At 40.7% G+C, this 13053-nt stretch carries 10 protein-coding genes; all 10 read left to right on the forward strand.

What is annotated here, in order from left to right:
* Window positions 1-4 precede the first annotated feature (4 nt).
* The 10 genes from FAY30_RS09205 (at window position 5) to FAY30_RS09250 (ending at window position 13044) form a co-directional block, all read left to right on the forward strand.
* On the forward strand, window positions 5-790 hold the full coding sequence (locus FAY30_RS09205; protein ID WP_149869597.1) for a phosphatidate cytidylyltransferase: 786 nt from the start codon (window positions 5-7) through the stop codon (window positions 788-790).
* Between the two features lie 39 nt (window positions 791-829).
* Window positions 830-1972, forward strand: coding sequence for a 1-deoxy-D-xylulose-5-phosphate reductoisomerase (gene dxr / locus FAY30_RS09210; RefSeq protein WP_149869598.1), 1143 nt, complete (start codon window positions 830-832; stop codon window positions 1970-1972).
* Between the two features lie 91 nt (window positions 1973-2063).
* The gene (rseP, locus tag FAY30_RS09215) at window positions 2064-3323 is read left to right on the forward strand and encodes an RIP metalloprotease RseP (RefSeq protein ID WP_149869599.1); all 1260 of its coding nucleotides are present in this window, start codon (window positions 2064-2066) and stop codon (window positions 3321-3323) included.
* A 163-nt stretch (window positions 3324-3486) separates the two neighbouring features.
* The gene (locus FAY30_RS09220; protein ID WP_149869600.1) at window positions 3487-7809 is read left to right on the forward strand and encodes a PolC-type DNA polymerase III; all 4323 of its coding nucleotides are present in this window, start codon (window positions 3487-3489) and stop codon (window positions 7807-7809) included.
* Between the two features lie 391 nt (window positions 7810-8200).
* The gene (gene rimP, locus FAY30_RS09225; protein WP_149869601.1) at window positions 8201-8671 is read left to right on the forward strand and encodes a ribosome maturation factor RimP; all 471 of its coding nucleotides are present in this window, start codon (window positions 8201-8203) and stop codon (window positions 8669-8671) included.
* Window positions 8672-8716: 45 nt separating this feature from the next.
* Complete coding sequence (gene nusA / locus FAY30_RS09230) at window positions 8717-9841, forward strand: transcription termination factor NusA (protein ID WP_149869602.1); 1125 nt, start codon at window positions 8717-8719, stop codon at window positions 9839-9841.
* Between the two features lie 14 nt (window positions 9842-9855).
* On the forward strand, window positions 9856-10140 hold the full coding sequence (gene rnpM, locus FAY30_RS09235; protein ID WP_149869603.1) for an RNase P modulator RnpM: 285 nt from the start codon (window positions 9856-9858) through the stop codon (window positions 10138-10140).
* A complete protein-coding gene (locus FAY30_RS09240) occupies window positions 10137-10439 on the forward strand; it encodes a YlxQ family RNA-binding protein (RefSeq protein ID WP_149869604.1) in 303 nt (100 codons plus the stop codon). Before rnpM ends, FAY30_RS09240 begins: the two co-directional genes overlap by 4 nt.
* 20 nt (window positions 10440-10459) lie before the next feature.
* Window positions 10460-12766, forward strand: a complete 2307-nt coding sequence (infB, locus tag FAY30_RS09245) for a translation initiation factor IF-2 (RefSeq protein ID WP_149869605.1) — start codon at window positions 10460-10462, stop codon at window positions 12764-12766.
* A complete protein-coding gene (locus tag FAY30_RS09250) occupies window positions 12763-13044 on the forward strand; it encodes a DUF503 domain-containing protein (protein ID WP_149869606.1) in 282 nt (93 codons plus the stop codon). Before infB ends, FAY30_RS09250 begins: the two co-directional genes overlap by 4 nt.
* The last annotated feature ends 9 nt before the right edge of the window (window positions 13045-13053 follow it).

The following is a 13053-nucleotide window of genomic DNA, read 5'->3' on the forward strand; positions in this document are numbered from 1 at the left end:
CTAGATGAAGCAAAGAATTATTACAGGAGTCGTTGCAGCGGCATTGTTTTTGCCAATTGTTTACTACGCGGGAATTCCGCTCGTGTTACTAACGTATTTTTTAGCGACTGTTGGTCTGTATGAATTACTGAAAATGAAAAATCTTACTATTTTCTCGATCCATGGTATACTTTCCATTTTATTTCTCTGGGTGCTGATTTTTCCCGAGAAGTATCGTCATGTTTTGGATAGCTTTTATTATTCAAAAACCGAATTGTGTATTGTGTTAATCCTTTTATTATTAACCTATACAGTGATTACCAAGAATCGCTTTACCTTTGAAGATGTCTCATTTTCAATTTTATCCGCTCTTTATGTCGGGATGGGTTTTTACTTTTTCTTCGAAACAAGGGTGGATGGGGGATTAGTCTTCATTTTATACTCCCTATTTATGATATGGGCAACAGATTCAGGGGCGTATTTTATTGGGAAAGCTCTTGGAAAGAGAAAGCTTTGGCCTGAAATCAGCCCGAATAAGACGATTGAAGGATCACTGGGCGGTGTTGTTTGTGCCGTGATTGTAGCCATCCTCTTTGTTTTATTCACTGATATAAAAGGGTCCATTATTGCCATTACAGTGGTATTGTCTGTTTTTGGACAAATTGGTGACCTTGTTCAGTCAGCATTTAAACGTCATTTTAATGTGAAAGATTCAGGGAAAATCTTACCTGGTCATGGAGGAATCCTTGACCGGTTTGACAGTTTAATATTTGTTTGGCCAATATTAAGCCTATTCCACCTTTGGGGATAAAACGAAATTGTTTTTTGTTTTTTATAGGAGATGAAACGTTTGAAAATAATTAGTTTATTGGGTGCAACGGGATCGGTTGGAACACAGACCATCGATGTCATTCGGGAACATCCGACAGAATTTAAGCTGGCTGCCTTTTCAGTTGGCAAAAATATCAATTTGGCCAGAAAATTAATTGCCGAATTTAATCCAGAGCTTGTTTCTGTACAAGACTATCAAGATTGTCATACATTAAAAGCAGAATTTCCGCAAACGAAGTTTACTTATGGGAATGAGGGACTGATTGAAGCGGCTGTTTTTGAAAAAGCTGATATCCTTGTCAATGCAGTTCTTGGCAGTGTGGGGCTGCATCCTACTTTACAGGCTATTGAGTGTGGGAAAGTAATTGCAATTGCGAATAAAGAAACACTTGTAACAGCAGGACACTTAGTAATGGAGGCAGCGCGAAAAAATAATGTTCAACTGCTTCCTGTCGACAGTGAGCACTCTGCTATTTTCCAAGCCTTGCAAGGTGAAAAGGAAAAAAATATAGAAAAGTTAATTTTAACAGCGTCAGGAGGCAGTTTTCGGGACCGCACCCGGGATGAGTTGGTAAATGTCACAGTAAAAGAAGCTTTAAATCATCCGAATTGGTCGATGGGGGCGAAAATTACGATTGATTCCGCGACCATGATGAACAAAGGGTTAGAGGTCATTGAAGCACATTGGCTGTTTCAAATGCCTTATGAAAAAATTGATGTATTGCTCCATCATGAAAGCATCATACATTCAATGATTGAATTCCATGACAGCAGTATTATCGCTCAACTAGGAACACCGGATATGAGAGTGCCAATCCAATATGCACTCACATACCCTGATCGTCTTCCGCTGCCCACTAAAAACCGATTAAATTTAGCGAGTATTGGAAAACTACACTTTCAGGAAATGGATGTTGAGAGGTTCCGCTGCCTGCAGTTTGCCTTTATGGCTGGAAAAGAAGGCGGAACAATGCCTACTGTTTTGAATGCAGCCAACGAAACGGCCGTAGCTGCGTTTTTAGAAGGTAAAATTCGTTTCTTGCAGATTGAAGATTTGATTGAGAAGGCGTTAAGCAGCCATCAATCCATGAACCATCCAAGTTTAACGATGATTGAAGAGGTCGATCAAGAAACGAGACAGTATGTGCAGTCACTTTTATAAGCGAAACGGAAGTGCCCGTTAATGGCGTCGAAGGTACGGTTAACGTGGTTATAAGCTTCACTCTTATCCTGAAGGAAAGGTGGTTTTTTCATTGAGTACAGTTATTGCCTTTATTGTGATTTTTGGCGCACTCGTCTTCTTTCATGAATTAGGACATTTTATTTTTGCTAAAAGAGCAGGGATTCTTTGCCGTGAGTTTGCTATTGGTATGGGACCAAAAGTGTTCACACATAAGAAAGGTGAAACTACCTACACCATTCGATTATTGCCAATTGGAGGATTTGTCCGCATGGCGGGAGAAGATCCAGAGATGGTGGAAATTAAACCGGGCTATCGAATCGGTCTTTTATTTAATCATGAAAATCAAGTAAGCAAAATTATTCTAAACAATAAAGAAAAATTCCCTAATTGCCGGATTGTTGAAGTGGAGTATGCTGATATCGAAAAGGATTTAGTCATAAAGGGATTTCCGGAAGATGACGATGAAAATTTACAGACGTTTAAAATAAATCCAAAAGCGGTTCTGGTTGAAAATGGGATTGAATCTCAACTTGCTCCGCTTGACCGTCAATTTGGTTCAAAAACATTACCGCAACGATTTTTAGCGATTTTTGCAGGGCCAGCAATGAACTTTGTCCTTGCTTTCGTCCTATTTATCTTAATTGCATTATTACAGGGTGTCCCTTCAAATGAACCGAAATTGGGCGTTATAACTCCGGACGGAGCTGCCAAATCTGCCGGTCTGCAAGAAGGAGATATCGTCCAGAGTATAAATGGTTCAGAAATTTCCAGCTGGTCTGATGTGGTTGAAATCATTCGAGAAAATCCAAATAAAAAACTTGATTTCTCGGTTATACGAGATGGAGAAGAGAATGAAATACAAGTAACACCGCTTGAAAAGACAGTCGAGGGTACGAAAATGGGTATTATCGGTGTTTATAGCCCGGTTGAAAAGTCACCACTCCAAGCAGTTAAGTCTGGTTTCACAGAAACCTATTTCTGGACAAAACAAATTTTTGTGATGCTTGGAAAATTGGTTACCGGTCAATTTTCAATTGATGCCCTGTCCGGTCCGGTTGGCATTTACAATTCCACTGCTGAAGTAGCAAAATCGGGTATTTATTATTTAATGAAATGGGCCGGAATCTTAAGTATCAATCTGGGGATTATGAATTTGCTGCCGATCCCTGCACTTGATGGCGGCAGATTAATGTTCTTTGCTGTCGAAGCAGTTAGAGGGAAACCAATTGACCGCCAGAAGGAAGGGATGGTCCATTTTATCGGATTTGCCCTTCTCATGCTCTTGATGCTTGTCGTTACATGGAATGATATTCAGAGGTTCTTCCTCTAATAAGTAAATAAACTACATCATTGGGATCGCAGCCGCGGTCCCAATTTAATTTTTTCCAGCAGAGGTTTCTGTCGAATTTCGCCGAATGATTATTGAACATATGCTATAATTAAGTTTTGAAATAGATAAAGATAATTGATTTTGAATAGATGGGAGAGAGACGATGAGCGAACATGCCTTAGGCAATAAAGAGCGATTCCAACTCTTGCTCCAGCAGCTGCAACTGATCGAGGATGCTGTGGTAGTGCATTTTAATAATGCGCAAATAGAAAGACTGCTGGTTGAAAAAAAAGCGCGGAAGTGGCGGTTTCAATTTTTATTTGAAAAAATCCTTCCATTCAATGTCTATCTTAGGTTTACTACACAGTTAGAAAGAACCTTCTCGAACATTGCAGCCATTTCCTATGATATCAATGTGATCAATCAAGTCATCACACCGGAAATAGTTAAAGAATATTGGAGCTTTTGTATCCAGCAAATTGATGGTATTTCGCCGCCGCTTTTGAAATTGCTTTATGAACAATTGCCAGATGTAAGTGGGAATAAGCTGACGATTACAGTTAGAAATCAGGCGGAAGGTCTAGCGTTAAAACGAAAATACGGTCCAGTAATTAGCGATATTTATCATTCATTTGGATTTCCGCTCTTAGCAATCGAAACTGACATAAAAATGGAAAAAAATGATGAATATGAACAATTTGAACTTGCCAAACAAAAGGAAGATCAAGAACGCGCCTTAATGGCAATGGTCGAGATGCAAAAGAAAGAAGCGGAAAAGGATCAGTCTGGCGGTGAACTGCCTACAGGTCCTCTAATGATTGGGTTAACGATAAAGGATGACAGCGACTACCGCAGTTTGATTGATATCGTTGATGAAGAAAGAAGAGTGGCGGTTGAAGGGTATATTTTTAATGCCGAAATTCGCGAGTTAAGAAGCGGCCGTTCACTCCTAACCTTTAAAATTACCGATTACACTAGCTCGATCATGGTGAAAATGTTTTCACGTGATAAAGAGGATGCTGCCCTGTTCCAGCTTGTAAAAAAGGGAATGTGGGTTAAGGTCCGCGGTAGTATCCAAAACGATACCTTCGTTCGTGACCTTGTTATGATTGGGAACGATATTAATGAAATAAAACCGATGGGACGGAAGGATACAGCACCAGATGATGAAAAGCGGGTTGAATTGCATCTTCACACCCCGATGAGCCAAATGGATGCGGTAACTCCCGTCAGTAGCCTAATTGCTCAAGCTGCAAAATGGGGCCATAAGGCCATCGCCGTAACGGACCACGCTGTCGCCCAGTCATTCCCTGAAGCATATGGGGCCGGTAAGAAAAATAATATAAAAATTCTTTATGGGGTCGAAGTGAATCTTGTCGATGATGGTGTGCCAATCGCTTATAATGATGCCCATCGTTTGCTTGCAGAAGATACGTTCGTCATTTTTGACGTAGAAACAACAGGTCTTTCTGCCGTATATGATACAATCATCGAGCTTGCAGCCGTGAAGATTAGAGACGGCGAGATCATTGACCGTTTTGAGTCATTTGCAAATCCCCATCACCGGCTTTCCGCAACCACCATCAACCTTACCGGAATAACCGATGATATGGTTCAGAATGCACCGGAAGTAGATGAGGTTATTAGAGATTTTCATGAATGGGTTGGGGATGGAGTCCTTGTTGCCCATAATGCTTCATTTGATATGGGCTTTCTTAACGTCGGATATAAAAAAATCGGCTTGGAAAAGGCGAAAAATCCTGTCATTGATACACTTGAGTTGGGCCGATTCTTATATCCGGAAATGAAGAACCATCGATTAAATACATTGACGAAAAAGTTTGATATTGAATTAACCCAGCACCACCGTGCGATTTATGATGCGGAGGCCACAGGTTATTTACTCTTGAAAATGCTGAAGGATGCCCTTGAAAAAGGAATCGAATACCATGATGAATTGAACGATAATATGGGGAAAGGAAATGCCTATCAACGTGCCCGCCCCTACCATTGCACACTATTAGCACAAAACGAACACGGTTTGAAGAACCTGTTTAAACTTGTGTCGATCGCACATATTGAGTATTTTTACAGAGTTCCCCGAATCCCAAGGTCAGTCCTGCAAAAATATAGGGATGGCATTCTTGTAGGCTCAGCCTGTAATAAAGGTGAAGTGTTTGAAGGGATGATGCAAAAGTCCCCGGAAGAGGTAGAAGCACACGCCCGTTTTTATGACTATCTTGAGGTAATGCCGAAAGAAGTAAATGCTCCTTTAATAGAAATGGAACTAGTCCGCGATGAAAAAGCGATGGAGGATATTATTGGTAAAATTGTCACACTTGGCGATAAATTAGGCCTGCCTGTAGTGGCTACAGGGAATGTTCATTATTTAAATGAAAATGATAAAATCTATCGAAAAATCTTAATCAACTCACAAGGCGGCGCAAACCCATTAAATCGCCATGAACTTCCGGACGTTCATTTTAGGACAACCAATGAAATGCTTGATGCTTTTTCGTTTTTAGGGGCAGAAAAAGCGAAAGAAATAGTGGTGACCAACACCAATAAAATTGCAGATATGATTGACGTCATTAAACCAATTAAAGACGATTTATACACACCTAAAATTGAAGGCGCAGAAGATGAGATGCGTCAAATGAGTTATGATATGGCTCATAAAATCTATGGAGAGCCTCTCCCTGAAATTGTGGAAGCCCGCCTGGAAAAAGAACTTAAAAGTATCATAGGGCATGGATTTGCCGTTATTTATTTAATTTCGCATAAGCTCGTGAAAAAATCCCTTGATGACGGCTATCTCGTTGGTTCCCGGGGGTCCGTTGGATCTTCTCTTGTAGCGACAATGACAGAAATTACAGAGGTGAATCCGTTACCGCCGCATTACGTGTGTCCAACATGTAAGCATTCCGAGTTCTTTAATGATGGATCGGTCGGCTCCGGATTTGATTTACCTGATAAAGACTGTCCAAATTGCGGTGGAAAATACCGCAAAGACGGCCACGATATTCCGTTTGAAACGTTCTTAGGCTTTAAAGGAGATAAGGTCCCTGATATCGATTTGAACTTCTCAGGTGAATATCAGCCGCGTGCCCACAACTATACAAAAGTCTTGTTTGGTGAAGAATATGTATACCGTGCAGGGACTATCGGTACTGTTGCAGATAAAACGGCCTTTGGATATGTAAAAGCCTATCAGCAGGATAACAATCTCCAAATACGGAATGCGGAAGTGGAACGGTTAGCTTCCGGCTGTACGGGAGTAAAAAGAACGACCGGTCAGCACCCCGGTGGGATTATCGTTATTCCGGATTATATGGATGTGTATGATTTCACACCGATTCAATTTCCGGCAGATGATCGGAACTCGGAATGGAAGACGACACATTTTGATTTCCATTCCATCCATGATAATGTGCTGAAGCTTGATATTCTCGGTCACGACGATCCGACTGTTATCCGGATGCTTCAAGATTTAAGTGGAATCGATCCAAAAACGATACCGACAGACGATCCCGAAGTCATGAAGATCTTTAGCAATACGGAATCTCTTGGGGTAACAGAACAGCAGATTATGTGTAAAACCGGAACATTAGGTATTCCAGAGTTTGGGACGAGATTTGTCCGACAAATGCTAGAGGATACAAAACCGACCACCTTCTCTGAACTTGTCCAAATATCCGGTTTATCCCACGGAACAGACGTTTGGTTAGGGAATGCTCAGGAATTAATTCATAACCAAATTTGTAACTTAAGCGAAGTAATCGGCTGTCGTGATGATATCATGGTTTATTTGATTTATCAGGGTCTCGAGCCATCTTTTGCCTTTAAAATTATGGAATCCGTCCGTAAAGGGAAAGGCTTAAGCGAAGAAATGGAAGCGGAAATGCGGAAAAACGAGGTGCCGGAATGGTATATTGATTCTTGCAAAAAGATCAAATATATGTTCCCTAAAGCCCACGCCGCTGCCTATGTATTAATGGCTGTACGGATAGCTTATTTTAAAGTCCATCTTCCGCTTTTATATTATGCTGCTTACTTTACAGTTCGGGCCGAGGACTTTGATATCGAAACGATGTCCAGAGGATCAGAGGCGATTCGTGCAAAAATCGAGGAAATTAATGCAAAAGGTCTTGAGGCATCCAATAAAGAAAAAAACCTGTTAACAGTTATGGAACTTGCACTAGAAATGTCAGAAAGAGGGTACAGCTTCCAAAATTATGATTTGTATCATTCGGATGCATCTGAATTTATTATTGATGGCAATTCATTAATTCCTCCATTTAATTCGATTCCTGGGTTAGGCACAAACGCTGCCTATAATATCGTAAAGGCCAGGGGAGACGGAGAATTTTTATCAAAAGAAGACCTGCAGCAGCGTGGAAAAGTATCCAAGACAATTCTTGAGTATTTGGATAAACAAGGCTGTTTAAAATCTCTTCCAGAGCAGAATCAGCTTTCCTTTTTCTAACCGTGAAAAACCTTATTTTATAGATTAAGAAAGTATAAAATTTCGACTTGGAGAAATGTCCAGCTTCAGCCCCTAACGGCTAGTGTCCTTCGCACGCCGCCCTACGATAAGTCAACATCGGTTCGCTTGCGCTCACCGTGTTTCCTTTATCTCAGTTGGAGTGCTCCAGGCCATACGCCGCTGACCAGGGCGCTTGCGCTTTTCTTAAGGGTAGCAGTTTGCATATAAATCATGGTTATGGTATAGTTTTATTGGAAATACTAAGAAATACTCTCGTGTTCAAGAGTGGGGAAACCCACTCTTTCGTCTTGTTTACAAATGTTTTTTTTGATAAAACTTTCCGTGAACTACATAGAATATGGGTGAAAGTCTATAGAAAAGGAGGTAAAGCATGAGCAAAGTAACGGAAGTTGTAGAAGCACTGGCTGCCCCAATTTTTCAAGAGTTAGATATGGAATTAGTGGACATTGAGTATGTGAAGGAAGGAAAAAACTGGTTCCTTCGCGTATATATTGATAAAGATACTGGTGTTGATATCGAGGATTGCGGCCTGGTTAGTGAGCGACTAAGTGAAAAACTCGATGAGATGGATCCGATTCCCCATAACTACTTTCTTGAAGTATCATCTCCAGGTGCAGAGCGTCCATTAAAAAAAGAGAAGGATTTCGAAAAGGCAATTGGCAAAAATGTTTTTATTAAAACGTATGAACCAATTGATGGGGAAAAAAGCTTCGAAGGCACATTACTCGAATTTACCGGTAATCACTTAATAGTTGAGATTAAGATTAAAACTCGCAAAAAGTCCATTGAGATTCCATATGAAAAAGTAGCGAATGCCCGTTTAGCTGTTATTTTTTCATAATGAAACGAAGAATAAAATTGAATAGGATTAGGGGGATATAAGCTAATGAGCAGCGAATTATTAGATGCTCTTACAATACTGGAAAGAGAGAAAGGTATTTCCAGGGATATTTTAATTGAAGCGATTGAAGCGGCGCTTGTATCAGCATACCGCCGTAATTTTAATCAGGCCCAAAATGTCCGCATCGACTTAAATTTACAATCTGGCTCCATGCGTGTCTTTGCTAGAAAAGAAGTAGTTGATCAAGTATTTGACCCGCGGCTTGAAATTTCATTAGAAGATGCCGTAAGGATTAATCCAAATTATCAGGTTGAAGATGTAGTCGAGATGGAAGTAACGCCAAAAGATTTCGGAAGAATTGCTGCGCAAACGGCTAAACAAGTTGTAACCCAGCGTGTAAGAGAAGCGGAAAGAGGCATTATTTATTCTGAATTTATCGACCGTGAAGAAGATATTATGACAGGGATTGTTCAAAGGCTGGATTCTAAATTTATTTATGTCAGCCTTGGAAAAATTGAGGCATTATTGCCGGTAAATGAACAAATGCCGAATGAACGATATAAGCCGCATGATCGTATTAAGGTATTTATTACAAAAGTTGAAAAAACGACAAAAGGTCCGCAAATATTTGTATCCAGGACTCATCCTGGACTACTGAAACGATTATTTGAAATAGAAGTGCCCGAAATATATGATGGTACAGTTGAAATTAAATCAGTTGCCAGAGAAGCGGGTGACCGCTCGAAGATTTCCGTTCATTCAGATAATCACGAGGTTGACCCAGTCGGCTCATGTGTGGGACCAAAGGGAACGCGGGTCCAGGCAGTCGTAAACGAATTGAAGGGTGAAAAAATTGATATCGTGAAATGGTCAGACGATCCTGTTGTATTTGTCGCAAATTCACTAAGTCCTTCTAAAGTACTTGATGTAATGGTGAATGAAAATGAAAAGGCAACAACCGTTGTTGTCCCGGATTATCAGCTTTCTTTGGCTATCGGGAAACGGGGACAAAACGCCCGTTTAGCTGCGAAGCTAACAGGCTGGAAAATCGATATCAAATCAGAGACCGAAGCACGTGAACTGGGGATTTATCCTCGTGAAGAGACAATCAGACTTTTTGATGATCATGTTGATACAGACTTTGATTTTGAAGACGAAATCGACGATTAGGTGAGGTGAGACGTGTGAACACTAGAAAAAAAGTTCCAATGCGCAAATGCGTGGCAACCGGTGAAATGAGGCCGAAAAAAGAACTAGTTCGCATCGTTCGCTCTAAAGAAGGAGAGGTAACCGTTGATTTGACCGGAAAAAAATCCGGCCGGGGTGCCTATCTTTCCAAGGACAAAGAGGCAGTACTACTAGCCAAGAAAAAAAACACCTTATCAAACCATTTAGAGGTTACGGTTAATGATTCAATTTATGAAGAATTACTTGAGTTAATAGAGAAGGAGAACCGACAATCCAAATGAAGCAAAATCAATGGATGTCATTACTTGGCTTAGCCAATCGGGCGCGTAAAATCATATCAGGTGAGGAGCTTGCCGTTAAGGAAATTCGAAACGGGAAGGCAAAGCTCGTTTTATTAGCCGCGGATGCGTCTATCAATACGACAAAAAAAATTACAGATAAATGTAATTCCTATCAAGTTCCATTAAAAATGGTGGAAAATCGTCATCTTCTTGGTCAAGCAATTGGCAAAGAAGCCCGCGTTATTGTAGCTGTTATGGATGATGGATTTGCTAAAAAACTGGTAACGTTGCTCGATTAAATCTTGCGGGGGTGAAACATATGAGTAAAATCCGTGTTTATGAATACGCGAAGAAACACAATATATCAAGTAAAGAAATTATCAATAAATTAAAAGAAATGAATATAGAGGTCTCTAATCATATGGCAACAATTGAAGATGCAGATGTTAAAAAGCTGGATGCAGCCTATAACAAAAAAGAAAACAATGCTCCACAGCAAAAAAAGAATAATGGACAGCAAAATCGCACAAACACACGTCCGGGCCAGCAGCAAAATCGTCCAAATCAAAGACCGGCACAATCAGGGCAGAAACCACCAGTACAGGCAAAAACTGCTAAAGCATTTGAGGAGGCTGCAGATAAAAATGCTACTCCTAGCAAGGTAAAAGTAGTCTCGCCTCCAAAAAAGGTTGAAGGCAAAAAGCAAAACCAAGAATCTCAGTCAAAAGAAAACAAAGTGTTTAGCAGCGCTGATAAAGCGAAGTCTCGCCCTTATAATAATAACCAAAACCGTAACAACCATAATAATAAAAAGAAAAAGGCACATACTCCAGTACAACATACACAGCCAGTAAAGAAAAAAGAGAAGGAACTTCCGGCTAAAATTACTTTTAGTGAATCTTTAACGGTTGGAGAGCTTGCGAAAAAGATTTATCGCGAACCTTCGGAAATCATTAAAAAGCTCTTTTTACTCGGCGTTATGGCAACAATCAATCAAGTTTTAGATAAAGATGCGATTGAATTAATTGCTGGTGAATACGGAGTCGAAGTGGAAGAGGAAATTAAAATAGATACAACTGACCTTGAAGTGTATTTTACTGAAGACGAGGCAGAGGTTTTAGTGGAAAGACCGTCGGTTGTTACGATTATGGGTCACGTTGACCATGGGAAAACCACTCTCCTTGATTCCATTCGTAACACAAAGGTAACCGAAGGAGAGGCTGGAGGAATTACCCAGCATATCGGTGCGTATCAAGTGGTTGAAAATGGCAAGAAGATTACCTTCCTTGATACACCAGGACATGCTGCATTTACGACTATGCGCGCCCGCGGTGCCAAAATTACTGATATCACCATCCTTGTTGTTGCTGCCGATGACGGGGTTATGCCACAAACGGTTGAAGCGATTAACCATGCAAAAGCAGCAGAGGTTCCAATTATTGTCGCTGTTAATAAAATGGATAAAGAAGCAGCAAATGCCGATCGTGTTATGCAGGAATTGACAGAGCATGGATTAGTAGCGGAAGCATGGGGCGGGGATACTATTTTTGTACCGCTTTCCGCAAAAACGGGTGAAGGAATTGATAACTTGCTTGAAATGATTCTTCTTGTAAGTGAAGTAGAAGAATACAAAGCAAATCCAAAACGCAAGGCCGTTGGAACAGTTATCGAAGCACAATTAGACAAGGGACGCGGTTCGGTTGCAACCTTGCTTGTTCAAAACGGGACATTAAAAATTGGCGATCCAATCGTGGTTGGTAATACCTTTGGCCGTGTCCGTGCAATGGTAAACGACAAAGGCCGCCGTGTAAAAGAGGCGGATCCATCAACTCCTGTTGAGATTACCGGCTTAAATGATGTTCCACAGGCTGGAGATCGTTTCGTTGTCTTTGAGGATGAGAAAACAGCTCGACAAGTTGGGGAAGCTCGTGCACAGCAGGCATTAGCTGCTCAGCGCGGTGAAAAATCAATCGTCAGCCTGGAAAATCTGTTTGATCAATTGAAGCAAGGAGAAATGAAGGATTTAAATATTATACTTAAAGCAGATGTTCAAGGTACTGCAGAGGCAGTAGCAGCTTCCTTGCAAAAGATAGATGTCGAAGGTGTCAATATCCGAATCATTCATAGTGGTGCCGGTGCGATTAATGAATCCGATATTACTCTAGCCGCTGCTTCCAATGCTATTGTAATCGGCTTTAACGTACGTCCGGATGTGAATGCGAAGCGGGCGGCAGAAGCTGAAAAAGTTGACGTTCGCCTTCATAGAATTATTTATAAGGTAATTGAAGAGATCGAAGCCGCGATGAAAGGGATGCTTGATCCAGAATTTCAAGAAAAAATCATTGGTCAGGCAGAGGTTCGTCAAACTTTCAAAGTATCTAAGGTTGGAACGATTGCAGGTTCTTATGTGACGGATGGAAAAATCACTCGCGATAGCGGAATTCGTTTAATTCGTGATGGAATTGTCATTTTTGAAGGACACATAGATGCCTTAAAACGATTCAAAGACGATGCTAAAGAAGTAGCACAAGGCTACGAGTGCGGAATTACCATTAAAAACTTTAATGATGTTAAAGAAGGAGATATCGTTGAAGCTTATATAATGGAAGAAATAGAGCGGAAATGATTGTCGGCGTTGCCGTGTGTGAATGTATAATCTATGATGCGCATTCATTAAAAGAGAAACGTGCGGTTTTGCAGCGGATCCTTACACGTTTAAAACAGAAGTTTAATGTATCCGTGGCAGAGGTGGATTTTCAGGATGTTTGGCAACGAACGAAAATCGCGATTGCTGTTGTTACCTCTGCACGGGTATCGACCGAGCAGGAATTGCAAAATGCACTAAAATTAATCGACTCCTTTCCAGAAATAGAAAGAACGATCACCGAGATTGATTGGCTTTAAGTTAAGAGG

The organism is Bacillus sp. S3, from assembly GCF_005154805.1.
Lineage (GTDB): Bacteria > Bacillota > Bacilli > Bacillales > Cytobacillaceae > Neobacillus.